This window comes from Rubrivivax sp. JA1055, assembly GCF_020966565.1.
Taxonomy (GTDB): domain Bacteria; phylum Pseudomonadota; class Gammaproteobacteria; order Burkholderiales; family Burkholderiaceae_C; genus Rubrivivax; species Rubrivivax benzoatilyticus.
On the sequence record NZ_JAJKFP010000006.1, the window covers coordinates 1,423,342 to 1,449,706 of the forward strand.

At 74.3% G+C, this 26,365-nt stretch carries 25 protein-coding genes; 16 read left to right on the forward strand and 9 right to left on the reverse strand.

Annotated features, from left to right (window positions below):
• Window positions 1–6: 6 nt before the first annotated feature.
• Window positions 7–681 carry a protein-L-isoaspartate O-methyltransferase gene (locus LOC65_RS15895; RefSeq protein WP_230248209.1) on the forward strand — a complete coding sequence of 225 codons (675 nt, stop codon included), beginning with the start codon at window positions 7–9 and terminating at the stop codon, window positions 679–681.
• Window positions 682–842: 161 nt separating this feature from the next.
• Window positions 843–2,168, forward strand: coding sequence for a TolC family outer membrane protein (locus LOC65_RS15900; RefSeq protein WP_164962017.1), 1,326 nt, complete (start codon window positions 843–845; stop codon window positions 2,166–2,168).
• Here LOC65_RS15900 and LOC65_RS15905 read toward each other — a convergent pair.
• The 3 genes from LOC65_RS15905 to LOC65_RS15915 form a co-directional block, all read right to left on the reverse strand.
• Entirely contained in the window at window positions 2,146–3,447 is a 1,302-nt protein-coding gene (locus tag LOC65_RS15905; protein WP_230248210.1) for a 3-deoxy-D-manno-octulosonic acid transferase, read from the reverse strand. The genes LOC65_RS15900 and LOC65_RS15905 overlap by 23 nt on opposite strands.
• 37 nt (window positions 3,448–3,484) lie before the next feature.
• Complete coding sequence (locus LOC65_RS15910) at window positions 3,485–4,888, reverse strand: phosphomannomutase/phosphoglucomutase (RefSeq protein ID WP_230248211.1); 1,404 nt, start codon at window positions 4,886–4,888, stop codon at window positions 3,485–3,487.
• A gap of 86 nt (window positions 4,889–4,974) precedes the next feature.
• Window positions 4,975–6,813 (reverse strand): SLC13 family permease, encoded by a 1,839-nt coding sequence (locus tag LOC65_RS15915; RefSeq protein WP_230248212.1) that lies wholly within the window; start codon window positions 6,811–6,813, stop codon window positions 4,975–4,977.
• Window positions 6,814–6,974: 161 nt separating this feature from the next.
• Here LOC65_RS15915 and LOC65_RS15920 point away from each other — a divergent pair, with 161 nt between their 5' ends.
• The 6 genes from LOC65_RS15920 (at window position 6,975) to LOC65_RS15945 (ending at window position 12,073) form a co-directional block, all read left to right on the forward strand.
• The gene (locus LOC65_RS15920) at window positions 6,975–8,423 is read left to right on the forward strand and encodes an AlkA N-terminal domain-containing protein (protein ID WP_405048250.1); all 1,449 of its coding nucleotides are present in this window, start codon (window positions 6,975–6,977) and stop codon (window positions 8,421–8,423) included.
• Window positions 8,420–8,917: a methylated-DNA--[protein]-cysteine S-methyltransferase gene (locus LOC65_RS15925; protein ID WP_230248214.1), complete on the forward strand. Its 498-nt coding sequence runs from the start codon at window positions 8,420–8,422 to the stop codon at window positions 8,915–8,917. The genes LOC65_RS15920 and LOC65_RS15925 overlap by 4 nt, the downstream gene beginning before the upstream one ends.
• Window positions 8,914–9,798, forward strand: a complete 885-nt coding sequence (locus tag LOC65_RS15930; protein ID WP_164962014.1) for a DMT family transporter — start codon at window positions 8,914–8,916, stop codon at window positions 9,796–9,798. The genes LOC65_RS15925 and LOC65_RS15930 overlap by 4 nt, the downstream gene beginning before the upstream one ends.
• 30 nt (window positions 9,799–9,828) lie before the next feature.
• Complete coding sequence (locus LOC65_RS15935; protein ID WP_009858884.1) at window positions 9,829–10,149, forward strand: hypothetical protein; 321 nt, start codon at window positions 9,829–9,831, stop codon at window positions 10,147–10,149.
• Between the two features lie 65 nt (window positions 10,150–10,214).
• Window positions 10,215–10,628, forward strand: coding sequence for a DUF3717 domain-containing protein (locus LOC65_RS15940; protein WP_230248303.1), 414 nt, complete (start codon window positions 10,215–10,217; stop codon window positions 10,626–10,628).
• Entirely contained in the window at window positions 10,625–12,073 is a 1,449-nt protein-coding gene (locus LOC65_RS15945; protein WP_230248215.1) for an MATE family efflux transporter, read from the forward strand. Before LOC65_RS15940 ends, LOC65_RS15945 begins: the two co-directional genes overlap by 4 nt.
• A gap of 1 nt (window position 12,074) precedes the next feature.
• Here LOC65_RS15945 and LOC65_RS15950 read toward each other — a convergent pair whose 3' ends face one another.
• The 5 genes from LOC65_RS15950 to LOC65_RS15970 all read right to left on the reverse strand — a co-directional run bounded on the left by LOC65_RS15950 (window position 12,075) and on the right by LOC65_RS15970 (window position 16,245).
• Window positions 12,075–13,487 carry an ATP-binding protein gene (locus LOC65_RS15950; protein ID WP_230248216.1) on the reverse strand — a complete coding sequence of 471 codons (1,413 nt, stop codon included), beginning with the start codon at window positions 13,485–13,487 and terminating at the stop codon, window positions 12,075–12,077.
• Between the two features lie 27 nt (window positions 13,488–13,514).
• Window positions 13,515–14,219 carry a response regulator gene (locus tag LOC65_RS15955; protein ID WP_230248217.1) on the reverse strand — a complete coding sequence of 235 codons (705 nt, stop codon included), beginning with the start codon at window positions 14,217–14,219 and terminating at the stop codon, window positions 13,515–13,517.
• A 102-nt stretch (window positions 14,220–14,321) separates the two neighbouring features.
• Window positions 14,322–14,870 (reverse strand): Spy/CpxP family protein refolding chaperone, encoded by a 549-nt coding sequence (locus LOC65_RS15960; RefSeq protein ID WP_164962010.1) that lies wholly within the window; start codon window positions 14,868–14,870, stop codon window positions 14,322–14,324.
• Window positions 14,871–14,987: 117 nt separating this feature from the next.
• The gene (locus LOC65_RS15965; RefSeq protein ID WP_009858890.1) at window positions 14,988–15,911 is read right to left on the reverse strand and encodes a hypothetical protein; all 924 of its coding nucleotides are present in this window, start codon (window positions 15,909–15,911) and stop codon (window positions 14,988–14,990) included.
• Between the two features lie 61 nt (window positions 15,912–15,972).
• Entirely contained in the window at window positions 15,973–16,245 is a 273-nt protein-coding gene (locus LOC65_RS15970; protein WP_164962009.1) for a DUF3106 domain-containing protein, read from the reverse strand.
• A 147-nt stretch (window positions 16,246–16,392) separates the two neighbouring features.
• Here LOC65_RS15970 and LOC65_RS15975 point away from each other — a divergent pair, with 147 nt between their 5' ends.
• From LOC65_RS15975 to LOC65_RS19515, 5 genes are all read left to right on the forward strand, one after another.
• Entirely contained in the window at window positions 16,393–16,926 is a 534-nt protein-coding gene (locus LOC65_RS15975) for a hypothetical protein (protein ID WP_009858892.1), read from the forward strand.
• Window positions 16,926–18,485, forward strand: a complete 1,560-nt coding sequence (locus LOC65_RS15980) for a bifunctional aminoglycoside phosphotransferase/ATP-binding protein (protein ID WP_230248218.1) — start codon at window positions 16,926–16,928, stop codon at window positions 18,483–18,485. Before LOC65_RS15975 ends, LOC65_RS15980 begins: the two co-directional genes overlap by 1 nt.
• A gap of 97 nt (window positions 18,486–18,582) precedes the next feature.
• Window positions 18,583–18,804 (forward strand): hypothetical protein, encoded by a 222-nt coding sequence (locus tag LOC65_RS15985; protein ID WP_009858894.1) that lies wholly within the window; start codon window positions 18,583–18,585, stop codon window positions 18,802–18,804.
• A 123-nt stretch (window positions 18,805–18,927) separates the two neighbouring features.
• Window positions 18,928–19,755, forward strand: a complete 828-nt coding sequence (locus LOC65_RS15990; protein WP_230248219.1) for a universal stress protein — start codon at window positions 18,928–18,930, stop codon at window positions 19,753–19,755.
• 122 nt (window positions 19,756–19,877) lie between these two features.
• Window positions 19,878–20,528: a hypothetical protein gene (locus tag LOC65_RS19515; protein WP_009858896.1), complete on the forward strand. Its 651-nt coding sequence runs from the start codon at window positions 19,878–19,880 to the stop codon at window positions 20,526–20,528.
• Window positions 20,529–20,854: 326 nt separating this feature from the next.
• On the opposite strand, the gene LOC65_RS16000 is transcribed toward LOC65_RS19515, so the two are convergent.
• Window positions 20,855–22,024 carry a radical SAM/SPASM domain-containing protein gene (locus tag LOC65_RS16000; RefSeq protein ID WP_230248220.1) on the reverse strand — a complete coding sequence of 390 codons (1,170 nt, stop codon included), beginning with the start codon at window positions 22,022–22,024 and terminating at the stop codon, window positions 20,855–20,857.
• A 137-nt stretch (window positions 22,025–22,161) separates the two neighbouring features.
• On the opposite strand from LOC65_RS16000, the gene LOC65_RS16005 reads away from it, so the two are divergent.
• From LOC65_RS16005 to katG, 3 genes are all read left to right on the forward strand, one after another.
• The gene (locus LOC65_RS16005; protein ID WP_230248221.1) at window positions 22,162–22,572 is read left to right on the forward strand and encodes a hypothetical protein; all 411 of its coding nucleotides are present in this window, start codon (window positions 22,162–22,164) and stop codon (window positions 22,570–22,572) included.
• Between the two features lie 44 nt (window positions 22,573–22,616).
• Window positions 22,617–24,038 (forward strand): bifunctional enoyl-CoA hydratase/phosphate acetyltransferase, encoded by a 1,422-nt coding sequence (locus LOC65_RS16010; RefSeq protein ID WP_230248222.1) that lies wholly within the window; start codon window positions 22,617–22,619, stop codon window positions 24,036–24,038.
• Window positions 24,039–24,110: 72 nt separating this feature from the next.
• On the forward strand, window positions 24,111–26,321 hold the full coding sequence (gene katG, locus LOC65_RS16015) for a catalase/peroxidase HPI (protein WP_230248223.1): 2,211 nt from the start codon (window positions 24,111–24,113) through the stop codon (window positions 26,319–26,321).
• Window positions 26,322–26,365 lie beyond the last annotated feature (44 nt).

The following is a 26,365-nucleotide window of genomic DNA, read 5'->3' on the forward strand; positions in this document are numbered from 1 at the left end:
ATTGCGATGAACACCGAACTCGCCCGCTTCAACATGATCGAGCAGCAGATCCGCCCCTGGGAGGTGCTGGACGACGGCGTGCTGCAACTGCTGGCGACGGTGCGGCGCGAGGACTTCGTGCCGCCGGCGCTGAAGGCCCTGGCCTTCGCCGACCTGCAGGTGCCGCTGATCGCCGACGAGCCGCACGGCCCGGTGATGCTGGAGCCCAAGATCCAGGCCCGGCTGCTGCAGGAGCTGCAGGTGCAGCGCCACGAGAAGGTGCTGGAGATCGGCACCGGCTCGGGCTTCATGGCCGCGCTGCTGGCGCACCGCGCGCAGCAGGTCTGGACGCTGGAATGCCGCTCGGCGCTGGTCGCCCAGGCGCGCGAGAACCTGCGCCGCGCCGGCGTGACGACGGTCCGGGTCATCGAGGTGACGGCCGAGGACGGCGCCCGCGGCCTGCCCGCCGAGGCGCCGTTCGACGCCATCGTGCTGTCGGGCTCGGTCGCCGCGGTGCCGCGCGCGCTGCTCGAGCAGCTGAAGGTCGGCGGCCGGCTGGCGGCGATCGTCGGCGAGCTGCCGATCATGTGCGCCCGGCTCTACACCCGCGTCGGCCCCGAGGCCTGGTCCGAGGTCGACCTGTTCGACACCGTCGCGCCGCGTCTGCAGGGCTTCGCCGAGCCGACGCGCTTCGCCTTCTGAGCCCGGCATGCCCGCGCGCCGGCCTGCCGTCCATCGCCTGCGGCGGCACGTCGGCCCCTTCCGGGGCGCCGCCCGTCGCATGACGGCAGCGGCGCCGGCCCGTCGGCGCTAGAACCGCGGCTCGTCCCGCCGAAACACGAAGAACCGAGGGAACCCGTTTCATGCGTCCGCTCCTCACCCGTCTCGCCCTGGCCAGCGCCGTCGCGTTCGCGCTGCCGGCGGCCGTCCACGCCCAGAGCCTGTCCGAGCTGTACCAGGCCGCCCGCGCCTACGACGCGTCCTACCTGGCCGCACGCGCACAGGCCGACTCGGCCGAGTACCAAGTCGCCCAGACGCGTGCGCTCAACCGCCCGGCTGCGGCGCTGAACGCCAGCGCCACCGGCAGCGACTCCCGCCCCGACGGCGTCGAGCGCGGCACCTACAACACCGCCCGCGCGTCGATCGACGCCAGCCTGCCGCTGTTCAACCGCTCCAACTCGGTCGCGATCGAGCAGGCCGAGCGCTCGCTGGCGGCCACCCAGGCGGCGCTGGAAGCGGCCGAGCAGGACCTCGTCGTGCGCGTCGCCCAGGCCTATTTCGACGTGCTCGCGGCGCAGGACGCGCTGGCGACCACGCGCGCGAGCAAGACCGCGATCACCGAGCAGCTGGCCTCGGCCAAGCGCAACTTCGAGGTCGGCACCGCGACGATCACCGACACCCGCGAAGCCCAGGCCCGCTACGACCTCGTGCTCGCCGAGGAGATCGCCGCCGAGAACCTGCTGCTGACGCGGCGCACCGCGCTGGACACCCTGGTCGGCCGCCTCGGCACCGACCCGAAGCCGCTGGCCACGCCGGTCGTGCTGCCCGAACCCAGCCCGGCCGACCCCGAGCAGTGGGTGCGCAGCGCGCAGGGCGACCACCCGGCGATCCGCCGCGCCCAGGTGGCCTACGACATCGCCCGCCTCGAGACCGAACGCGCCCGTGCCGGCCATCTGCCGACGCTGGACCTGGTGGCCTCGGCCGAGCGCCAGCGTGTCGGCGGCAGCTCGGTGGCGCTGAACAACGCCGGCGGCGCCACCAACACCTACAGCATGGGCCTGCAGTTCAAGCTGCCGCTGTACGCCGGCAACGCGACGCAGAACCGCGTGCGCGAGACGCTGCTGCTGGAGGAGAGCTCGCGCAACGAGCTGGAATCGGCGCGCCGCAACGTCGCGCTGAACGCGCGCACCGCCTTGTTCGCGGTGCAGTCGGGCATCGCCCAGGTCCGCGCCTACGAGGCCGCCGAGGCCTCGAGCAAGCTGTCGCTGGAAGCCACGCAGCTCGGCTACCGCGTCGGCGTGCGCGTCAACCTCGACGTGCTCGACGCCCAGACCCAGCTCTACGCCACCCAGCGCGACCTGGCGCGCGCGCGTTACGACGTCATCGTCAACACGCTGCGGCTGCGCCAGGCGGCCGGCCGGCTGGGCCTGACCGACGTCGAGTCGGTCAACGCGCTGCTGGCGCGCTGACGCCCGGTAGCAGCTCGACGATCGCGCGCGCCATGCGTTCGGCGGCGCCGCGGTGCTGGGCCGAGAAGGCCAGCGCAGCGGCCACACGCTCGGCGCGCGCCGGGTCGAGAGCCAGCGCCACCGCCTGCGCGACGCCGTCGGCCATGTCGGCCGCACGCAGCGCGGCGCCGGCGGCCAGCGACATCTCGGCGGCCTGCGCGAAGTTGAAGGTGTGCGGCCCCATCACCAGCGGGCAGCCGCAGGCCGCGGCCTCGATCAGGTTCTGCCCGCCCAGCGGCGCGAAGCTGCCGCCCAGCAGCGCCGCGTCGGCGGCGGCGTAATACAGCGGCATCTCGCCGATCGAGTCGCCGAGCCAGACGTCGGCACCGGCCGCGTCGGCCGGCGGCGTCTCGCCCCAGCCGCTGCGGCGCCGCACCGACAGCCCGGCGGCGGCGGCCATCTGCGCCACGGCGTCGAAACGCTGCGGATGGCGCGGCACCAGCAGCAGCAGCGGCCGCGGCGCGTCCAGGCGCTTCCAGGCGGCCAGCAGCAGCTCCTCCTCGCCTTCGCGTGTCGACGCCGCCAGCACCACCGGCCGGCCCGCCGCAGCGCGCCAGGCGCGGCCGCGCTCGACCAGCGCCGGGTTCGGCGAGACGTCGAACTTCAGGTTGCCCATGACCTGCGGCGACGGCGCGCCGCTGGCCTCGAGCCGGCGCGCGTCGTCGGCGGTCTGCGCCAGCACGCGCGAGAAGCTCGCCGCCGCCGGACGCAGCAGCGCCTGCAGGCGCTGGCCCTTGGCGAAGCTGCGTTCGGACAGGCGCGCGTTGGCCAGCACCATCGGTACGCCGGCTTCGAGCGCGGCGTCGAGCAGGTTGGGCCAGATCTCGGTTTCCATCAGCACGCCGACCGCCGGCCGGTGGCGGCGCAGGAAGCGCCGCACCGCGCCCGGCGTGTCGTAGGGCAGCCAGACCTGGGCGTCGCCGGGTTGCAGCAGCGCCGCGCCGGCTTCGCGGCCGGTGGCGGTGCCGTGCGTCAGCAGCAGGCCGCGCTCCGGCGCGAGCCGGCGCAGCGCGTTCAGCAGCGGCTCGCTGGCACGCGTCTCGCCCAGCGACACGGCGTGCACCCAGATGCGGCCGCTGCGGCCGTCGCCGACGCCGCCGGTGGCGAAACGTTCGTTCCAGGCGCTGCGGTACGGCGGCTCGTGGCGCCCGCGCCACCACAGCTTGCCGACGTACAGCGGCGCGGCCAGGCGCAGGCCGGTCGAGTAGACCCAGCGGGCGAAAGCGCCGTCAGCAGCCATGTCGGGTTCCGCGGCGGGAAGAAGGCCCGCCTTGCGCTCAGTGCGCGGCGGCCTCCACGCGGGCGTCGGCCTTCACGGCGCGCAGCGCGGCCATGAAGTCGCCCTGGATGCGCTCCAGCGCCTCGGGCGTGTGGCCCTCGAAACGCAGCACCAGCACCGGCGTCGTGTTCGACGCGCGGATCAGTCCGAAGCCGTCGGCGAAGTCGATGCGCAGGCCGTCGACGGTGCCGAGCTCGCCGCCGGCCAGCGCCAGCCGGCCGTCGGCGGCACGCGCCAGCAGCTCGGCGACGACGCGGTGGTTCTCGCCCTCGGCGCAGGGCACGTTGAGCTCGGGCGTGCTGAAGCTCGTCGGCAGCGCGTCGAGGAATGCGCTGGGGTCGGCCTCGCGCGACAGGATCTCCAGCAGCCGCGCCGCGGTGTACATCGCGTCGTCGAAGCCGTACCAGCGTTCGCCGAAGAACAGGTGGCCGCTCATCTCGCCGGCGAACGGCGCGCCGGTCTCCTTGAGCTTGGCCTTGATCAGCGAGTGCCCGGTCTTCCACAGCAGCGGCACGCCGCCGGCGGCGCGGATCGCCTCGGGCAGGCGCTGCGAGCACTTGACGTCGAAGATGATCTCGGCGCCCGGGTGGCGCGACAGGATGTCGCGCGCGAACAGCATCACCTGGCGGTCGGGGTAGATGACGTTGCCGCCGGCGGTGACCACGCCCAGGCGGTCGCCGTCGCCGTCGAAGGCCAGGCCGAGCTCGGCGCCGGTGGCGTGCACGACCTTGATCAGGTCGGCGAGGTTCTCGGGCTTGGACGGGTCCGGGTGGTGGTTCGGGAAGTCGCCGTCGACCTTGGAGTACAGGTCGATGACCTCGCAGCCCAGGGCCTTCAGGATGCCGGGCGCGCTGGCGCCGGGGATGCCGTTGCCCGAGTCGACGACGATCTTCATCGGCCGCGCGAGCTGGCAGTCGGAGACGATGCGCTGGGTGTACTCGGCCAGGATGTCCATCGCCGCGCTGCGGCCCGGGGCCTGCACGTAGTCCTCGGCCTCGATGCGGCGCTTCAGGCGCTGGATGTCCTCGCCGTAGATGGCGCGGCCGCCGAGCACCATCTTGAAGCCGTTGTAGTCCTTCGGGTTGTGGCTGCCGGTGACCTGGATGCCCGAATTGCAGCCGTGTTCGCCGCGTGTCGCGGCGACGTAGTAGAGCATCGGCGTCGTCACCGCGCCGAGGTCGACGACGTCCAGGCCGGTCGACACCAGGCCGCGCACCAGCGCCGCCGCCAGACCCGGACCCGAGAGCCGGCCGTCGCGGCCGACGGCCACGGCGCGCTCGCCGGCGGCCAGCGCCTCGGTGCCGAAAGCCCTTCCGAGATGCTCCGCGAACGTTTCGTCGATCGTCTGGCCGACGATGCCGCGGATGTCATAGGCCTTGAACACCGAGGAATGGACTTGCATGGAAGGCGGGCCGGGGGCCGGGTGGAAGTCGCGGGCGATTGTAGGCAGCGGCCGGGCGGGCCGGCTTGCGCCGCGGCGCGGCCGTCTCAGAACGGGAACAGCAGCGGCAGCAGCGCCACGCAGACGATGCCGACGACCACCGTGAACGGCACGCCGATCTTCACGAAGTCGGCGAAGCGGTAGCGCCCCGGGCCCAGCACCAGCGTGTTCACCGGCGAGGACACCGGCGTCATGAAGGCCGCCGACGCCGCCAGCGCGACCATCATCGCGAAGGGCTCGGGCGCGCAGCCCAGGCGCTCGGCCAGCCCCAAGCCGATCGGCGCCATCAGCACCGCGGTCGCGGTGTTCGAGACGAAGAGCCCCACCAGCGCCGTCAGCACGAACAGCCCGGCCAGCGCCGCGCGTGGCGAGGCCTCGCCGGTGGCCGCGAGCATCGCGCCCACCAGCCAGTCGATGCCGCCGGTCTTCTGCAGCGCGACGGCGAACGGCAGCATGCCGACGATCAGCATCAGGCTCTGCCAGTGGATCGCGCGGTAGGCCGACTCGGCGTCGATGCAGCGCACCGCGCCCATCGCCAGGCAGCCCAGCAGCGCCGCGACGACGTTGGGCACCAGCCCCGAGACCATCAGCGCGACGGTGGCCGCCAGCACCGCCAGCGCCAGCGGCGCGCGCGACGCGGCCGGCGCGACGTCGTCGACCTCGGCCGGCAGCGTCAGCACGACGAAGTCGCGCGCCGCGCCGGCCAGGCCGCGGATGTCCTTCCAGGCGCCGGCCACCAGCAGCGTGTCGCCCATCCTCAGCTTGGCGTGCAGCGGATCCTCGTCGACGAGGTGGCCGCCGCGGCGCAGGCCGATGACGTTGATGCCGCGCTGCGAGCGCATGCGCAGCTCGAGGATCGACTGGCCGATCACCGCCGCACCCGGCGGCACCAGCAGCTCGGCCAGGCCGATCTCGCGCGACAGGCGCGAGAAGTAGTCGCGCCGGAACGGCAGCTCGGTGAAGCCCATCGCCTCGACGACACGCTGCGCCTGGGCCGCCCCGTCGGGCGCGGCGAAGTCGGCCAGCAGCACGTCGCCGGGCAGGATCTGCTGGTGCGCCGAGGTGTCGACCACCGTCGGCCCGAGCCCGCGCTCGCGCTCGATGGCGATGACGTTGGCGCCGTGGCGCGCGCGCAGCTCCAGCTCGCCCAGCGTGCAGCCGACGGCCGGCGACGCGGCCGGCACACGCAGGCGCCGCGTGCGGTCGAGCAGGCCGTAGTCGGCGGCCAGCTCGCGCAAGCGCCGGCGCCGGCCCTCGCCGTCGCGGCGCGGCGCCTCGCGTTCGGCCAGCCAGCGCCGCGCCACCAGCATGTAGCCGATGCCCAGCACCAGCAGCACCGCGCCCATCGGCGTGAAGTCGAAGAAGCCGAAACCCTCGTGGCCGCGGCGGTGCAGCTCGGCCTGCACGACGAGGTTGGGCGGCGTGCCGACCAGCGTCAGCATGCCGCTGAGCAGCCCGGCGAAGGCCAGCGGCATCATCAGCCGCCCCGGCGCGCTGCCCACGCGCGCGGCCACGCGCAGCGCCACCGGCACGAAGATCGCCACCACCGCCGTCGAGCTCATCACCGAGCCCAGCGCCGCGGTCGCGGCCATCAGCAGCGCCAGCAGCCGGGCCTCGCGGCCGCCGGCACGCGCCACCAGCCAGTCGCCGACGCGGTGCGCGATGCCGGCCCGCGCCAGCGCCTCGCCGATGACGAAGAACAGCGCGATCAGGATCACGCCCGGCTCGCTGAAGCCGGCCAGCGCCTCGGGCAGCGTCAGCGTGCCGCCCAGCACCAGCAGCGTCAGCGCCGCCATCGCCACCACGTCCATGCGCGGGCGATTGAGCACGAAGCAGACGACGCAGCCGGCCAGCAGCGCCAGCACCCAGACGGTTTCGGGAGTCATCGACGGCGCACCCGGGCGGCGGGTGCGGGGGCGGATTGCAAAGGGCGCGATCTTCGCCCGGCCACCGCCCGCGCCGCGCGTGTCCCCTGCCCGCCCTAGGACATCGCTGCAGCGGTGGACATGTCCGGAAACGGCGAGTCCGCGTCAGCCCGCCCCCTATCATGGGCCGCATGTTCCCCGACCCCGACGCCGCCTACCTCGCGCTCGCCGCCCGCGACGCGCGTTTCGACGGCCGCGTGTTCGTCGGGGTCACCAGCACCGGCATCTACTGCCGCCCGGTGTGCCGCGTGCGCACGCCGCGGCGCGAGAACTGCCGCTTCTTCGCCAGCCCGGCGCAGGCCGAGGCCGCGGCCTTCCGCCCCTGCCTGAAGTGCCGCCCGGAGATCGCGCCCGGGCTGTCGGCGATGGACTCCTCCGACGCGCTGGCCGGCTGCGCCGCGCGCGCGATCGAGGCCGCGGTGCAGGCCGGCGAGCCGGTCGTGCTGCCGGCGCTGGCCGCACGCCTGGGTGTCGGCGAGCGCCATCTGCGCCGCATCTTCGCCGCCGCGCACGGCGTCGCGCCGCGGGAGTACCTCGCCACCCAGCGCCTGCTGCTGGCCAAGCAGCTCTTGACCGACACGACGATGCCGGTGGCCCAGGTCGCGCTGGCCAGCGGCTTCGAGAGCCTGCGGCGTTTCAACGCCGCCTTCCTGGAACGCTACCGCCTGGCGCCGACGGCGCTGCGCCGCGCGCGCGGCGAGACCCCGGCCGAGCCGGTGCTGCGCCTGGCCTGGCGGCCGCCCTACGACGTCGAGGCGATGCTCGGTTTTGCCGCGCGCCGCGCGCTGGCCGGCGTCGAGCAGGTCGAGGGCCTGGCCTGGCGGCGCACGCTGGCCTGGCCGCAGCGCGGCTCGGTGCTCGACGGCTGGATCGAGGCGCGTTTCGTGCCCGAGCGCCACGAGGTCCATCTGCGCGCCGCGCCGGCCTTGGCCCCGGTGCTGGGCGCCGTGCTGCGCCGCGTGCGCGAGGCGCTGGACCTGGACGCCGACCCGGCGCCGATCGCCGCGGCGCTGGCCGCCGCCGGCCTGGCGGCCGAGGGCCAGCGCCTGCCCGGCGCCTTCGACGGCTTCGAGACCACGGTGCGCATCGTGCTCGGCCAGCAGGTCACGGTGGCCGCCGCCGGCACGCTGGCGGCACGCCTGGTGCGGCGCTACGGCCGCCCGGTGCCGACGCCGTTCGCCGCGCTGACGCACGCCTTCCCCGACGCCGCGGCGCTTGCCGCCGCCGACCCCGACGAACTCGGCCGCCTGGGCCTCGTGCGCCAGCGTGTGCGGGCGCTGCAGGCGCTGGCCGCGGCGGTGGCCGACGGTTCGCTGAAGCTCGAACGCGGCGCGCCGCTGGCGCCGACGCTGGCCACGCTGGCCGCCCTGCCCGGCTTCGGCCCCTGGACCGTGCAGCTCGTCGCACTGCGTGTGCTCGGCTGGCCCGATGCCTGGCCCGCCGGCGACGCCGGCCTCGCCGCCGCGCTGGGCAGCCGCGACGCGCGTGAACACGAACGCGCGGCCGAGGCCTGGCGGCCCTGGCGCGCCTATGCCGCGATGGCGCTCTGGCGCCCTGGAGACACCCGATGAGACACCCCCGACTCCAGGCGCAGTCGCGCCTGGACACGCCGCTGGGCCCGGTGACGCTGGCCGCCAGCGCCCACGGCCTGGCCGGCCTGTGGTTCGACGCCCAGCGCCACCACCCCGGCGCGCTGGACCTGCCGGTCGACCCGGCGCATCCGCTGATCGCCCGGGCGGCGGCCGAGCTGGCGGCCTACTTCCGTGGCGACGGCGCCGGCTTCACGGTGCCGCTGGACGCCGAAGGCACGCCGTTCCAGCACGCCGTCTGGGACCAGCTGCGCGCCATCGCCGCCGGCACGACGACGAGCTACGGCGAGATCGCGCGCCGCATCGGCCGGCCCAGCGCGGTGCGCGCCGTCGGCGCGGCGGTCGGCCGCAACCCGCTGTCGATCGTCGTGCCCTGCCACCGCGTCGTCGGCGGCAGCGGTGCCCTGACCGGCTACGCCGGCGGGCTGGAACGCAAGCAGGCCCTGCTGGCGCTGGAGCGCGGGGCCGCACGGTGACGCGGCGCGACCTCGCCGAGCTCTTCGTGCTCGCGTCGCTGTGGGGCGGCTCGTTTCTCTTCATGCGCCTGGGCGCGGCCGACTTCGGCCCTGCGGCGCTGGTCTTCGTGCGTGTCGCCGGCGCGGCGCTGATGCTGCTGCCGCTGGTGCTGCTGCGCGGCGAAGGTGCGGCGCTGGCCCGCCACTGGCGGCCGATCGCCGTCGTCGGGCTGCTGAACTCGGCGCTGCCCTTCGCCTGCTACATGGTCGCGGCGCTGGTGCTCAGCGCCGGGCTGTCGTCGATCTTCAACGCCACGACGCCACTCTGGGCGGCGCTGATCGCCTGGGCCTGGCTCGGCGACCGGCCGACCCGGCCGCGCCTGCTGGGGCTGGCGATCGGTTTTGCCGGCGTGCTGGCCGTCGGCCTGCACAACGCGAGTTTCAAACCCGGCGAACACGGCGTCAGCGCGGCCGCCGGCATCGTGCTGTGCCTGGTGGCGACGCTGTGTTACGGCATCGCCGCCAGTTACACCAAGAAGCGCCTGGGCGGCGTGCCGCCGATGGCGGTGGCCGGCGGCAGCCAGCTCGCCGCGGCGGTGTTCACGCTGGGCCCGGCGCTGTGGTGGTGGCCGGCGCAGATGCCGGGTGCCGCGGCCTGGGGCGGCGCGGCGGTGCTGGCCTTCGCCTGCACCGGCTTCGCCTACTGGCTGTTCTTCCGCCTCGTCGCGCATGCCGGACCGGCGAACGCGGTCTCGGTGACCTTCCTGGTGCCGGCCTTCGCGGTGCTGTGGGGCTGGCTGTTCCTCGGCGAGCGCCTGTCGGTGGCGACGGTGGCCGGCTGCGCCGTCGTGCTGCTGGGCACGGCGCTGGCCACCGGCGTGCTGCCGCGGCGGCGGGCTTGAATTCGGCGGCGCACGCCCCAGCTTCCGAGCATGCCCACCGAAACCGTCCGTCTCCCCGCCCGCCTGCACACGCTGGCCGCGATGGCCGCGCTGCTCGAACGCCTGGAGCGTCAGCCGCGTTCGGCCAGCGCCGGGCAGTACCGCGGGGTCGTGCAGCAGGTCCGCGAGCTGCTCGCCGAAGCCGAAGGCGACGAGGCCCTGCCGGCGCTGCTGGCCATCGCCCCGGCGACCGCCGAGCTCTACGAGAACCTGCACTACGAACACGCGGGGCTGTGCCGCTCGCCGCTGGAAGACGCACTGAACGCCGAACTCGCGGCGTCGGCGGCGATCACCGCGGCCCGCGGCCGCTGAGCGCCCCCGGCCACCCAAGGCCGGGGCCGGCATCGGACAATGGCGGGTTGCCCGAACCCGCCCGCATGGCCGACCTGCATCTCGACGACCTCGAAGCCGCCATCAACTGGTGGCGCGACCGCTCCCCCTCGCCCGACGGCGTGACCGCCTGCGCCGAGGTGCGGGCGCTGGCCGAGGTCTACGCGCCGCTGGTGCGCGAACGCCGCAGCACGGTCGACGAAGACACTCTGCCGCCGGCGGCCCGCGCCGCCTGGCTCGCCTGGTACGCCAGCACACCCGACGCGCCGTGCATCGCGATCTGCTCGACGACGCAGGGCGACGCGATCTGCAAAGGCTGCGGCCGGACCTTCGACGAAGTCCAGCACTGGACCGTGATGACCCCCGCCGAGAAGCGCGCCGTCTGGCGCCGCATCACCGCCGACGGCACGGCCTGGCGCTTCAACCGTTATGCCGAACGCGCCGCGCGGGGGACGCGTTGAGCGCGCTGGGGCCTGCGACCGGGCGCGACGAGCCGGCTCCCGAACCCTTTCCCGCGCCGCCGCCCGGCCGCGCCGCCCGGCTGGCCGACAGCGGCCGGCGCATCGCCCCGCTGGCCTGGCCGGTGTTCGTCGGCCAGCTCTCGGTGCTGGCCTTCAGCACCGTCGACACCGTGCTCGTCGCGCGCCACTCGGCCGCCGACCTGGCGGCGCTGGCCGTCGGCAGCGCCGCCTACATCACGACCTTTGTCGGCTTCATGGGCGTGGTGATGGCGCTGGCGCCGATCGTCGGCCAGCTCTTCGGTGCCGGCCGCCCGGCCGACGCCGGGCGCCAGCTGCACCAGGCGGTGTGGATCGCGCTCGCCTTCTCGGCGATCGGCTGCGCGCTGCTGCTGTTCCCGACGCCGTTCCTGGCGCTGGCCCAGGCCACGCCCGAGCAGGCCGACAAGGTGCGCGGCTACCTCGCGGCGCTGGCGGTGGCGCTGCCGGCCTCGCTGCTGTTCACCGCCTACCGCGCGTTCAACGTCGCGGTGTCGCGGCCCAAGGCGGTGATGGCGCTGCAGCTCGGCGCGCTGGCCTTCAAGATCCCGCTGTCGACGGCGCTGGTGTTCGGCGTGCCGGCGCTCGGCCTACCGGCGCTGGGGGTGCTGGGCTGCGGCATCGCCACCGCGGTGGCGATGTGGGCGCAGACGATCGCCGCCTTCGCGCTGCTGCGCCGCGACCGCTTCTACGACGCCTTCCAACTGCGCGGCCGCGGCCTGGACGCGCCCGACCGGCCGGCGATCGGCGCTCAGCTGCGCCTGGGCCTGCCGTCGGGCGCGGCGGTGCTGGTCGAGGTCTCCGGCTTCACCTTCATGGCGATCTTCATCGCCCGCCTGGGCGAGACGCCGGTGGCCGGGCACCAGATCGCGGCCAACCTGGTGTCGCTGCTGTTCATGCTGCCGCTGGCCATCGCCAACGGCGCGGCCACGCTGGTCGCGCAGCGCATCGGCGCGCGCGACCTGCCGGCGGCGCGCCGGCTGGGCTGGCACGGCGTGATCATCGGCGCCGGGCTGGCGGTGTTCAACGGCGGCGCGCTGTACCTGCTGCGCGAGCCGGTCATCGGCCTGTACACGCGCGACCTCGCGGTGGTGGCCGCGGCGCTGCCGCTGCTGGCCTTCGTCGCGCTGTTCCACATCGCCGACGCGACGCAGACCGTGGCCGCCTTCGTGCTGCGCGCCTGGCGCATCGCCACCGTGCCGCTGGTCATCAACGCCACGGCGCTGTGGGGCGTCGGGCTGGGCGGCGGCTACCTGCTGGCCTTCGACCCGCTGGGCGTGGTGCCGCCGGCGCTGCACGGCGCGCCCGGCTTCTGGATCGCGTCGACGGCGGGGCTGGTGCTCACCGCGGCGGCGCTGTCGGCCTTCCTCGCCTGGACGCTGCACCGGCAGCGCCGCGCGGCGGCCTGAGTCAGGCCGACAGCGGCAGCGACAGCGTGAAGCAGCTGCCGCCGCCGTCGCGCGGCGTGCAGCGCACGCTGCCGCCGTGGCGCTCGGCGATCTGCCGCACCAGCGCCAGCCCGAGGCCGACGCCGCCCTCGCGTTCGGCATGGCCGGGCAGGCGGAAGAAGGGCTCGAAGATGCGCTCGCGGTAGGCCTCGGGCACGCCCGGGCCGCGGTCGGCGACCCGCAGCTCGGCCTGGCCGCCGACGGCCACGACCTGTGCCTCGACCTCGTCGCCGCCGTAGCGGCGGGCGTTCTCCAGCAGGTTGCGCACGGCACGCCGGATCAGGCGCTCGTCGCCGGCGACACGCAGGTCCTCGCCCTGGGCCGTGGCCTGCACACGCGCGGCCTCCTCGGCGGCGACCGCCAGCAGGTCCACCGGGTCGCGGCGGTCGACGCTCATCGCGGCGTCCAGGCGGCTGGCCAGCAGCACCTCCTCGACCAGCGCGTCGAGCTCGGCGATGTTGGTGTCGATCTCGCGGCGCAGCGCCTCGCGCTGCTCGGGCGTGGCCTCGTCGGCCATCGACACCGCCATCTTCAGCCGCGCCAGCGGCGAGCGCAGCTCGTGGCTGGCGTTGGCCAGCAGGCTCTGGTGCGAACGCAGCAGCGCCTCGATGCGCGACGCGGCGCGGTTGAAGCTGGCCCCCAGCGCCGCGACCTCGTCACGCCCGTCCTCGGCGACGCGCTGCTGCAGGTGGCCGGCACCGAAGGCCTCGACACCACGCTTGAGCGCCTCCAGCCGCCGCGTCAGCCGGCGCACCACCGGGTAGGCGCCGGCGGCCACCGCGGCGAACAGCACGACCAGCAGCGCCGCCAGCCCCAGGCCGTCGAAAGCCGGCCCCGGCGGCAGCCAGGGGTTGCGCGGCTGCAGGCCGCCGAAACGCGGGACCTCGCGCCCCGGGCCGGCATCGCCGGGGCCTCCGGGACCGCCGGGCTCGCCCGGATCGCCGGCCGCGCCGGGGTCGCCGTCGGGCCGCGGCAGCGCGCCACGCATCAGCTGCGGGCGCAGCACCCACAGCGTGCGGCCGTCGTCCAGACGGATCGGGTAGGCGCGCCCGGCACCGGGGCCGCCGCCCTGGCGGCGCACGAAGGAGTCGGAGGCACCGAGGCGCCGGCCGCGCGCGTCGTCCAGCGCCATCGGCAGGCGCAGGCGCTCGGACCACTCGCGCAGCGCCTCGGCCTGCACCTCGGCCGGCGCGTCGGCACGCGGCAGCGAGCGCTGCAGCAGCTCGCCCCACGCGGCCACACGCTCCTGCAGCGTGCTCTGGGCCCGCGCACGCTCCTGCTCGAGATGGTTCTGCAGCAGCCAGACCGACACCAGCGCGAACAGCGCCAGCGCCGCCACCACCGTCAGGTAGATGCGGATGTAGAGCGAGCGCATCTCAGCGCCGCCCGCCCGTCGCGGCGCTCATTCGGCGTCCTGCTTCTTGGCGAAGACGTAGCCCGCGCCGCGCACCGTCAGCACGCGTTTCGGGTTCTTCGGATCGTCCTCGATGACCGCACGGATGCGCGAGATGTGCACGTCGATGCTGCGGTCGAAGGCCTCCAGCGGATGGCCCTTCAGCGCGTCCGTGATCTGGTCGCGCGACAGCACGCGCCCCGGGCTCTGCGCCAGCACGACGAGCAGGTCGAACTGGTGGCTGGTCAGGTCGCAGGGCTGGCCGTCCAGGCGGGCCTGGCGCGCGCCGAGGTCGACCTCCAGGCGGCCGAAGCGCAGCACCTCGTCGCCGGCGGGCTCGGGCGCGGCGCGGCGCAGCAGCGCCTTCACGCGCGCCAGCAGCTCGCGCGGCTCGAAGGGCTTGGGCAGGTAGTCGTCGGCGCCGAGCTCCAGGCCGACGATGCGGTCCATCGGCTCGCCGCGCGCGGTCAGCATCAGCAGCGGCAGGCGGCGCGTGCGCGCGTCCGAACGCAGCTCGCGCGTGAGGTCCAGGCCGTCGCCGTCGGGCAGCATCAGGTCCAGCAGCAGCGCGTCGTAGGCGCGATGGCGCAGCTGTTCGCGCCCGGCGGCCAGCGAGCCGGCGGTGTCGACCTCGAAACCGTTGCGGCGCAGGTAGTCGCCGACCATCGTGGTCAGGCGGGAGTCGTCGTCGATCAGCAGCAGTCGGCTCGTCACGGGGCGTTCTCGAACGAAAAGAGCCCCGGGGCCGAGGCCGCGGGGCGAAGGCTTCATGTCAAAGCCACAGGAGGAAAAGGATAACGATGGCAGGAAGGGCTGTCAGCGCCGCGGCGGGTCGCTGCGGCCGCGGCGGTTGTCCATCGCCTCGCGGCGTTCCTTCATCGTGTCGGCGATCTGCTGGCGCTGCTCGACGCTCAGCACGCGGCTGACCTCGAGCATGGCCTGCGTCGAACGCTGGCTGGACTGGTCATGCAGGGCCAGCATCTTCTGGCGCAGCGCCTCGACGGCTTTCGGATCGACCGTCGGCTGGACGAAAAGTTCCGCGAACTGCTCGCCCAGGCGGCGGGCGTCGGCGCGCTGGCGCGACAGATCGTCCTGCGCCGAGCCGACGATCTCGCGGATCTGGCGGCGCTGCGCGGGGGTCGCGTCGACCTCGTCGAGCAGGCGCTGCAGCATCGCCGGGTGGCCGAGCCAGGGCAGGCCGCCGGCGCGGTCCATGCCGGGCCCGCCCATCGGGCCGCCGGCCATCGACACCGGATGGGCACCGCCGGGCGGCGCGGCGACGGCGGCGATGCCGGCGCCGAGCAGCGCGGCGCAGGCCAGGGTTCGGAGGGCGCTCGGGAGCGGGAAACGGGAGGTGGGCTTCATCGCGGCAGCTTTCGGCAGAGTGGATGACGGCATGGGATCCACTGTGCCGGGGCCCCGTGTCGGCGCGGTGCCGGGCGGGTAAAGAAGCTTGTCGCCGCCGCCGGCGGCGCCGGCCGCTCAGGGCGTGGCCGGCTGCACGCGCACGAGGCGGCGTTCGAGGCGGAAGCCCGGCGTCGCGCTGCGCAGGTCCAGGCGCACCAGCAGGCCGCTGCTGCGGTCGACGACGATGGCGCCTTCCAGGCGCGAGCTGAACTCGCCGTTCTGCGCGTCGCCGAAGAGCTCGACGACGGCGACGTCGAAAGCGCGGCCGGCGATGGTCTGCCGTCCGGTGGCCACGACCTGACCGCGCACCAGCGCGCGGGCATACGGGTCGCCGGAGATGCGCAGCTCGCCGGCGAGCACGTCGCCGAGCGCGATGTCGCGGCGGAACAGGCGCTGCCACGCGAGCTCGCCGGCCGGCGCGGCGACGACGTTGCCCAGCGGGTCCTGGCGCCAGGGCCGCGACGGGCCGGTCTGGCTGACGCGGAACTCGAAGACGTCGCGGCGCAGCGACATCACCTGCAGCGCCCACTCGCCGGAGGCCCCGCGGGCGCTGGTGCGCTCCTCGTAGACGAGGCGGTCGCCGGAAGCGATCGGCAGCGCCGCCAGGCGCTCGGGCGGCAGCTCGTCGGTGTGCGCGCAGCCCTGGCGATGCGCCGCGGTCTTCATCGCCTCGTAGCGCCCCTGGAGCTGCGCCAGCTCGCCGGCCTCGTGGCCATTGGGGCGCAGCGCGAACAGCGCCGGCCAGAAGATGCTGACGCCGACGCCCAGCGCGACGATGTTGCGCCCGGCGATGTCGTCGACGGCATAGGCGACATCGGCGGCACGCTGCTGCACGGCGTCGCTCTCGTCGGCCAGGCGCACGCAGTCCCAGGCGGCAAAGTCGGCCGGGTCCACCGGCTGCGGCCGCACGTCGACGGAACGCGTGGCGCACCCGGCGACGGCAAGGCCGACGAGGCAGGTGGCAAGGCGTGTCGGCAGGCGCGTCATGAAGCGGGGCATTTTGCCTGCGCTCGAAGACGCCGCAAGCCCGCGGCCCGCGGCGCCCGGGCCGCGGGCGGGGTCAGGAGCCGGCAGGCGCCGAGGCGGGCGGCGCCGCACGCGCGCCGCCACGGCGCTCGGCCAGGCGCTTCTTCGCCGCGGCACGTTCCTCGGGGCTCATCTGCTGCCAGCGATCACGCAACTTCTCGCGCGCCTGCGCCTGCTGCTCGGGCGACATCGACTCCCAGCGCTCCTTCATCGCCTCGCGGCGCTCGCCGCCGGCCGGCTGGGCCAACGCCGGGACCGACAGCGACGCGGCGGCAGCCAGCGCGAGCACGGACACGAACCTGTTCATCGGGGCACTCCTCGGGTGGCACGGCGGCGGATGCCGCCTGCGTTTCAATGCGGCGCCCACCGGCGCCGTTGACCGCGGCGCCGCACGGGCACGCAAAGAAACGTGTCTGCGGCGCTAGCATGACCGCATCCGCCCGCCTTCGCCGCCGTGCCGCACCCGCACCGTCCGCTGCTGCCCCTGCTCGTCCTGGCCTGCACCGCCGCCCTGCCCCGGCCCGCGGCGGCCGACTGCACGCTGGTCTTCGGCCAGGGCCGCCACGTCGACGCCGCCGACACCGAGGCCGCGCGCCAGTGGGACGGCATCAACCTGGCGTTCAACCAGCGTGTCGCGCAGGTGCTGGGCGAGCGCGGCGAGACGGCGCTGCCGCTGGTCGCGCGTGTGGCCGCCGACGACCCGGCCACCACCGTGCGCGCGGTGATCGCCCGGGCCGAGGACGCCGGCTGCGTGCGCATCGTCGAGACCACGGTCTTCGCCGACACCGAGGCCGGCGCGCTGGTCGCCCGGCTGCGCGAGTACCCGCTGCTGCAGGCCGCCGACGGCCGGCCGCGCATCGGGGCGCCGCGCCACACCGTCGAGCGCCAGTTCGATCTCAGCGGCGCGACGCTGGAGCGCGTGCGTCCGGCGGCGCTGGGCGCGCAGATGGCCGCCGAACTCGTCGAGCAGCGCGCCGCGCGTCGATGATGGCGGCTGCCGAACTCGACGATCCGGCCCAGGCGCGCCTCGTCGCGCGGCTGGCCCAGGCGCTGGCGGCGCAGGGCCCGGTGCAGGCCTTCGAGACCCATGTCTCGCGCGTGCTCGTCAGCGCCGAGCACGCCTGGAAGTTCAAGAAGCCGATCGCGCCGGGATTCCTCGACTACACGACACGCGAGCGCCGCCGCCGCTTCTGCGACGCCGAGCTGGCGCTGAACCGGCGCCTGGCGCCCGAGCTGTACCTGGACGTCGTCGCCGTGACCGGCACGCCCGAGGCGCCGCGCCTGGGCGGCGACGGCGAGGCGCTGGACTGGGCGCTGCGCATGCGTGCCTTCGCCCAGGACGGGCTCTGGGACCGCCTGGCCGCACGCGGCGCGCTGGGCGCGGCGCAGGTGGACGCGCTGGTGGCGGTGCTGGCGCGGTTCCACGCCGGCGCCGCCGTCGCGCCCGCCGACGGCGAGTTCGGCCACCCCGAGCGCGTGCGCGCGCCGCTGGTGGACAGCCTGGACGTGCTCGACACGCTGGCGGCCGCGGCGCCGGCCACTGCCGCGCTGGGCGAGCTGCGCGCCTGGCAGACGCGGCAGTTCGCGCGGCTGCAGCCGGTGTTCGCTGCGCGCCTGGCCGCCGGCCGCGTGCGCGAGTGCCACGGCGACCTGCACCTGGGCAACGTCGTCGAGATCGACGGCCGCACGACGGTCTTCGACTGCATCGAGTTCAACGAGGACTTCCGCTGGATCGACGTGGCCAGCGAGGTGGCCTTCATGGCGATGGACCTGCACGCGCACGGCCTGCCGGCGCTGGCCCACCGCTTCGTCGACGGCTGGATGGCCGCCACCGGCGACTACGACGCGGCGCGCGTGCTGCGCTACTACCTCGTGCACCGCGCGCTGGTGCGCGCCAAGGTCGCCGCGCTGCGCGCCGCGCAGCCGGGTGCACCGGCCGACGCCGCGGCCGAGGCCCGGCGCTACATCGCGCTGGCGCTGCAGGCCACGCGTGCGCCGGCGCCGGTGCTGCTCGTCACGCACGGCGTGTCGGGCAGCGGCAAGACCACGCTGACCCAGCCGCTGGTCGAGGGCGAAGGCGCGCTGCGCGTGCGCGCCGACGTCGAGCGCAAGCGGCTGTTCGGCCTGCAGCCGCTGGAGCGGCCCGACGCCGCGCTGAAGACGCGGCTGTACGGCGCCGAGGCCGGCAGCGCCACCTACGCCCGGCTGCTCGACGCCGCCGGGGCGGTGCTCGACGGCGGTTTCGTCGTGGTGCTCGACGCGACCTTCCTGCACCGTGCGGCCCGCGACGCGGCACGCCGCTTCGCCGCCGCACGCGGCGCGCGCTTCGTGCTGCTGGACTTCGCCGCCGACGACGCGACGCTGCGCGCCCGCGTCGCCGCCCGCGGGCAGCGCGGCGACGACGCCTCGGACGCCGACCTGGCGGTGCTCGCCGCGCAGCAGCGATCCGGCGACCCGCTGGACGCCGCCGAAGCCGCCGCGGCGCTGCGCGTGACGCCGGACCAGGCGCCGGACTGGCCCGCGCTGCTGGCCGCGCCCGTGACATAGCCGACACGGACGGCGGCCACGAGACGCCTGCGACGCCGTCGCTTGCCGCCGGTCAACCCGGCCGGACGACCGGCTCGCGAGGATCGCGCCCGGCACCGTGGCCCGTCGCCACGCCGCCGCCGAGCAGCCGATGTGCGCCCTCCGAGTCACCGACCCGTTCGACCCCGAACCCGCCGCGCCGCCGGTGCCGCAGCTGGCCTGGCCGCGGCGCCACGCCGGCCCGCCCGCCGCCGAGCACGGTGACGCCGACGCCGGCATGCGCCCCGCCGCCGAGCGCTCCTGGCGCCGCCACGCCCACCCGGGCGTCCCGCGCGGCTGAGGACGTTCGCCCGCGGGTTGAGCGGGCGCCTTGACACCCGCCGCCACGCGGCGGAGCATGGCCGCGACACCCCCACCCGCTGCCCGGGCGGGCGGCAGGCGCCACCCGGGCCAGGAGCGCACCATGAAGAGCATCCTCGTCCACCTCGACGCCTCGCCGCGCTCGGCGACCCGCCTCGCGCTGGCCCACCGCCTCGCACGCCAGCACGGCGCCCAGCTGACCGCGGTCTTCGCGGTGCTGCCGGCCATCGTCGCCGTGCCCTTCGCCGCGGCCGAAGGCGCCTATGCCGCCGCCTCGCTGCTCGAGGAGACCGACCGCCAGCTGCGCGCCCGTGCGCGCGAGATGTTCGAGCGTGAAGCGGTTTCCGGCGTGCCGATGCAGTGGTTCGAGATCCGCCACGACACGCTGGAGGTCGCGGTCGTTGAGCACGCGCTGTTCGCCGACCTGCTGGTGCTCGGCCAGCACGACCCCGACGACCGCGAGGCCGGCCCGGTGCCGCGCGGCCTGGTCGCGACGCTGGTGCACGACAGCGGCAAGCCGGCGTTGGTGCTGCCGTTTCAGGGCGAGTTCGGCGCGCCGGTGCGCCGCGTGCTGATCGCCTGGAAACCCACGCCCGAGGCCGCGCGTGCGGTGGCCGCCGCCCGGCCCTGGCTGCTGGCGGCCGAGGAGGTGCACGTCGCCTGCACGCTGGCGCGGCGCGACGACGAGCGCACCGGCGTCGCGGCGCTCGAGCGCTGGCTGCGCGCCAGCGGCGTCACCGCGCCGATCCGCAGCCACGGCCTGGCCGGCACCGGCATCGGCGAGGCGCTGCTGTCGGTGGCCGCCGACACCGACGCCGACCTGCTGGTGATGGGCTGCTACGGCCACAGCCGGGCGCGCGAGCTGGTGCTGGGCGGCGTCACGCGCACGGTGCTGCGCTCGATGACGCTGCCGGTGCTGATGGCGCACTGACGCGCCCCCGCTCTGGAGAGCGCTCTCTAGGAAAGACCGCCGTCCTGGGGTGCGCTCTCTAGGCGCAAGGCCGAGACTGGGTGGTGTCGGCAAAGCCCATTCACCATCCACGGAGGCAGCACATGTCCACTCAAGACCTCGCCAGCGTCACCCTGAAGACGATCGAGAACTACCGCGCCGCGGCCGAGAAGACGGTCGCGGCCTACCGCTTCGGCGGCCACCGCCTCGTCGGCCTGGTCGACGGCGTGATCGAGAAGGGCGTCTACACCCGCACCGCCCGCATCGCGCCGCGCACCACCGACAAGATGAACGCGTTGCGCGGCACCGTCGCCGGCACGGTCGACAAGGGCATCGACGAGGTCGCCGACCGCGCCGTCAAGCTCGTTGACCTTGGTGGCGACACCGCCGCCGCGCAGGTCGCGAAGATGGCCGATCTGGCCGCCGGCGTCGACAACACGGTGCTGGCCAACGGCCTGCACACCGCGGCCAAGATGACGCTGCCCGGCGCGAAGATCGCGCTGAAGCTGTCGACGACCGTGGTGCGCGGCGCCGAGCGCCTGGCCGACGCGGCCGGAACGCCCAAGGCGCGCAAGGCGACGCGTGCGGCGGTCGGCAAGAAGCGCACGAAGGCCGTCGCCGAGGCGGTGAAGCCGGCGGCACGCCGGGTGCGCAAGGCGGTCGCCGAAGTGGCGGCGGTGGTCGAGGCGGCGCCGGCGAAGAAGCCGCGCCGTGCACGCCCGGCGAAGGCCGCCGAGGCGGCGCCCGCCGCCTGAGCACGCGCCCGCCGCGGCCGCGGCATCACCAGGGGCCCTTCGGGGCCCCTTTTCGTTGCCGCCGCACGGAACCAGGCTTCGCCCGGTGCGCCAGCGTGAAAACAGCACTTTTCACGCAGCACAAATATCATTAATATCACTGCATCGAGGTTGTCGCTGTCGGCACCTCGACACCGGCCCAGCACCGCACGCGCCCCGGCGCCTGCGCCCTGCCGTCGTCCGGGACGGGTTCTGACGGCGCCGCGCACCCGCGCGGCGGACTTCGCCGGTCGAGGTGCCTCCGATGCCTCGACCGGCTTTCTTTTTCTGCAGCGCGGGCCGGCCCGTCAGGGCATGACTTCGACGTACTGGTAGACCTCGCAGTCCAGCAGCACGCGGCGCTGCGGCAGCGGCAGCTGCTCGAACCAGCCCGTGACGTCGTGGCGGTCGATCTCGCGGCCGAGGTGGCGCACCAGCTCGCAGATCGGGTCGGTGACCTTGCTGCGCCAGTCGCCGTCCTCGCGCACGTAGCCGAGGTACAGGTTCTTCATGCAGTTGCCGCGGCACCAGCTCTGCGCCTCGCAGCTCGTGCAGGGCATCTTCGGGTCGGGCTGCAGCGGGCTGCGGCGCAGCCAGTTGCCGACGACGTCGCCGGTCTGCATCTCCGGCAGGTGCATCAGGTCGGGGCAGGCGAAGATGCGGCCGTCGGGCATCACGTTGAGGATGTGCGTCGACACGCGGCAGGCCGTGCCGCCGCCGCACTGCTCGACGGCACGCGACGGGAACAGCTTGTTGCGCACCGCGCCCATCAGCGGGATGAAGGGGTAGACGCGGTCGCTGTCGGCGAAGAAACGCTCGACAAGCTGCGTCAGCACCGCCTTGCGGCGCTCGACCGACTGGCCGGCATAGGCGTCGCCGGCGACGAACTGGAAGTAGACGTAGTCGAAGGCCTTCGTCAGCTGGTCCAGCTCCTCGAAGCTGATGGTCTCGTCGGACCAGGTCACGCGGGCCGTCAGCGTGCCGCCCAGGCTGTCGCGCACGACGCCGACGTTGCGCAGGATCTGCTTGTAGATGCCCTTGCCGCGGTAGCCGTCGGTCACCTCCTGGCCGCCGTCGATCGACACGAGCACGTTCGACAGGCGCTGCAGCACGTGGTGGCTGAGGTCGTCGAGCAGCGTGCCGTTGGTCTGCAGCTGGAAGCGGAACAGCGGGTGGCGCTGCATCACGGCCTCGATGAACGGCCGGTTCAGCGTCGGCTCGCCGCCGTAGAACGTGACGTAGACCTCCTTGCCGGCGAGCTGCTGGGCGATGAACGCGTCGAGCTGGTCCATCGTGTAGGCCACGTGGCCCTGCGACTCGCGCACGTCGCCTTCGGCGATCGAGTAGTAGCTGCACTTCAGGTTGCAGCGCAGCGTGGTCAGCAGCTGCAGCTCGACACGCTGGCCGACGATGGCCGGCTGGGAGTCGGGGGCGGCGGTGCCGGCTCGCGGATGGAGGACGATGGCTTGTTCGGACATGATCGGGTCGGTCGACTCCTCGGGAAATCGATGCGGTTGGGAGCGCGTGGAGCGCGAGGGTGAAGCCGGGGCCGGGCCGCACGGCGGGGGCGCAGTGTCCCTGCCCCCGGTTCGGGCGTCCCGCCACCAGATCAAGGTTGCGGCAGATCAAGCGCCAGCCCGGCGTGCAATTGCACGACGCCCCCCGGCGGGTATCCGGCACGGCAGCGCGCCCCGCGCGACGCTCGGTCATCGGCGTGCACTGGACGCACGCCAGGTTTGCCATGAATGCCTTTTTCGTGCCCGCCGAATGGCGCATCGTCGTCTTCGGCCTGCGCACCCAATGCACCATCGATGAACTTCACGCCCTCCTGGGACGCTGGGCCGACACGGAGGTCGAGATCGAGATCGTCATCGTGTCCGAGGCCGCCGACGACGCGATGGCGATCCTGCGCCTGCGCGCGGCCCTGCCCTACACGACCTGGCGCCTGGCGCAGCGGCTGGACCGACGGGTGCACGACGGCCGCCGGTTGCGATCCTGGATCCCCGTGATGGCCTGGCAGCGTTAGTCTTCGCTCCCGGCGGCCCCGTCACGGCCGCGGTCGGACGGCAGATGGACATCGACCTGCGCGACGAGTGGCTGGAGAACAGCACCTTCGACGAACTCGCCGTCGGCCGCAGCGCGACGATGCGCCGCGCCCTGACCGACGCCGACATCGCCGGCTTCGCCGCGATCTCCGGCGACCTGAACCCCACCCACCTGGACGACCGCTTCGCGCGCGAGGAAGGCCTGGCCGGCCGCACCGCGCACGGCATGTGGAGCGGCGCGCTGGTGTCGACCGTGCTCGGCACCGTCTTCCCCGGCCCGGGCACACGCTACGTCTCGCAGCGCATGGACTTCCACGCCACGGCGCGCGCCGGCGACGTGCTGGAGGTGCGGGTCGCCGTGTGCGCCAAGGACGCCGCCAGCGGCCGCGTGACGCTGGACTGCAGCGTGCGCCGCCAGGACGGCACGCTGCTGATGGACGGGCTGGCCGTCGTCGAGGCGCCGCGCCACAAGGAGCGGGTGCGCAAGGCCACCGGGCTGCGCTGGCACGTCTTCGACGCCGCGGCCGGCGTGCGCGCGCTGATCGAGCAGGCCGCGCGCCACGCCGGGCTGCGCTGCGCCGTCGTGCACCCCTGCGACGCCGAGTCGCTGCGCGGCGCGCTCGATGCCGCCCGCCACGGCCTGTTCACGCCGGTGCTGGTGGCGCCGCGCGACCGCCTGATCGCCACCGCCGACGCCGCCGGGCTGGACCTGGCCGGCGTCGAGATCGAGGACGTGCGCCACAGCCACGCCGCCGCCGAACGCGCCGCCGCGATGGCCGCCGACGGCGCGGTGCAGGCGCTGATGAAGGGCAGCCTGCACACCGACGAGGTGATGAAGGCCGTGCTGTCGCGCCCCGAGCTGCGCACCGGGCGCCGCATCTCGCACGTCTTCCGCTTCGACGCGCCGGCGTACCACAAGCCGCTGCTCGTCACCGACGCGGCGATGAACATCACGCCGACGCTCGACGACAAGGCGCACATCGTGCAGAACGCGATCGACCTGGCGCTGGTGCTCGGCGTCGACCTGCCGAAGGTGGCGGTGCTGGCGGCCGTCGAAGGCGTCAACCCGAAGATGGCCTGCACGCTGGACGCCGCGGCGCTGTGCAAGATGGCCGACCGCGGCCAGATCCGCGGCGCCATCGTCGACGGCCCGCTGGCCTTCGACAACGCGATCTCGGCCGAGGCCGCGCGCACCAAGGGCATCGTCTCGCCGGTGGCCGGCAACCCCGACATCCTCGTGGTGCCCGACCTCGTGTCGGGCAACATCCTCGCGAAGCAGCTGGAATACCTGGGCGGCGCGGTGGGCAGCGGCATCGTGCTCGGCGCGCGGGTGCCGATCGCGCTGACCAGCCGCGCCGACGGCGCCACCGCGCGGCTGGCGTCAGCGGCGCTGGCGGTGCTGGTGGCGCAGTCCGGCGCCCGGGCGTCGATCGACAAGATAGCCTAATGCAATCGCATTGGCTCGCGCGATTGACTAAATTGATGCTCGTCGTTCAGACCTGACTCGAGGAGATTGCCGATGTCCACCGAAGCCCGCTGCCCCTTCCACGCCGAACACGGCGCCCGTGTCACGGCCCAGATGCGGTCCAACACCGACTGGTGGCCGAAGCGGCTGAACCTGAAGATCCTGCACCAGCACTCGGCCAAGTCCGACCCGATGGGCGCCGGCTTCGACTACGCGGCCGAGTTCCGCAAGCTCGACTACGCCGCCGTCAAACACGACCTGCGCGTGCTGATGACCGACTCGCAGGACTGGTGGCCGGCCGACTGGGGCCACTACGGCGGCCTGATGATCCGCATGGCCTGGCACAGCGCCGGCACCTACCGCACCGCCGACGGCCGTGGCGGCGGCGGGCGCGGCAACCAGCGCTTCGCGCCGCTGAACAGCTGGCCCGACAACGGCAACCTGGACAAGGCGCGCCGCCTGCTCTGGCCGATCAAGAAGAAGTACGGCAACCAGCTGAGCTGGGCCGACCTGATGATCCTGGCCGGCAACGTCGCGCTGGAGTCGATGGGCTTCAAGACCTTCGGCTTCGGCGGCGGCCGCCCCGACATCTGGGAGCCCGAGGAAGACGTCAACTGGGGCGCCGAGGCCGAGTGGCTGGCCACCAGCGACAAGCCCAACAGCCGCTACAGCGGCGAGCGTGAGCTCGCCAACCCGCTGGCCGCGGTGCAGATGGGCCTGATCTACGTGAACCCCGAAGGCCCGGACGGCAAGCCCGACCCGGTGGCCTCGGGCCGCGACGTGCGCGAGACCTTCGCCCGCATGGCGATGAACGACGAGGAGACCGTCGCGCTCGTGGCCGGCGGCCACACCTTCGGCAAGGCGCACGGCGCCGGCGACGCCGCGCTGGTCGGCCCCGAACCCGAGGCCGCGTCGATCGAGCAGATGGGCCTGGGCTGGCAGAACGCCTTCGGCAGCGGCAAGGGCGTGCACACCACGACCAGCGGCATCGAAGGCGCCTGGAAGCCCCACCCGACACGCTGGGACATGGGCTACTTCGACATGCTCTTCGGCTACGAGTGGGAGCTGGTCAAGAGCCCGGCCGGCGCCTGGCAGTGGCTCGCCAAGGACGTCAAGCCCGAGCACCTGATCCCCGACGCCCACGACCCCAGCCGCAAGCACCGGCCGATGATGACGACGGCCGACCTGTCGCTGCGTTTCGACCCGGTCTACGAGCCGATCTCGCGCCGCTTCCACCAGAACCCGGAACTCTTCGCCGACGCCTTCGCGCGCGCCTGGTTCAAGCTGACGCACCGCGACATGGGGCCGCGCTCGCGTTACCTGGGCCCGGAGGTGCCGGCCGAAGACCTGATCTGGCAGGACCCGGTGCCCGCGGTCGACCACGCGCTGGTCGACGCCGCCGACGTCGAACAGCTGAAGGCCGAGGTGCTGGCCTCGGGGCTGACGGTCGCCGAGCTGGTGAAGACCGCCTGGGCCTCGGCCTCGACCTTCCGCGGTTCGGACAAACGCGGCGGCGCCAACGGCGCGCGCATCCGTCTGGCGCCGCAGAAGGACTGGGACGTCAACGAACCGGCCGAGCTGGCGCGGGTGCTGGCGGTGCTGGACGGCGTGCGCGAGCGTTTCAACGCCGCGCAGACCGGCGGCAAGCGCATCTCGGCGGCCGACCTGATCGTGCTCGCCGGCAGTGCCGCCGTCGAGGAAGCCGCGCGCCGCGCCGGACATCCGGTGACGGTGGCCTTCGCCCCGGGCCGCACCGACGCCCGCCAGGATCAGACCGACGTCGAGTCCTTCGCGGTGCTCGAGCCGCGCGCCGACGGCTTCCGCAACTACCAGCGTGCCGACAGCCAGGCACCGGCCGAGGAGCTTCTGCTCGACCGCGCCCAGCTGCTGACGCTGACGGCGCCGGAGATGACGGTGCTCGTCGGCGGCCTGCGGGTGCTCGGTGCCAACACCGGCCGCAGCACGCACGGCCAGCTGACCGAGCGCCCGGGCACGCTGTCGACCGACTTCTTCGTCAACCTGCTCGACATGGGCACGAAGTGGGGCCCGGCGGCCGAGGCCGGCGTCTACGAAGGCCGCGACCGCGCCAGCGGCGCGCTGAAGTGGACGGCGACACGCGCCGACCTGGTCTTCGGCTCGAACTCCGAGCTGCGCGCGCTGCTGGAGGTCTACGCCAGCGACGACAACGCCGGCAAGTTCGTGCAGGACTTCGCCGCGGCGTGGACCAAGGTGATGAACCTCGACCGCTTCGACCTCGCCGCCTGAGCGGCGGCTGGAACCGGCTGACGACGACGGGCCCCGCGGGGCCC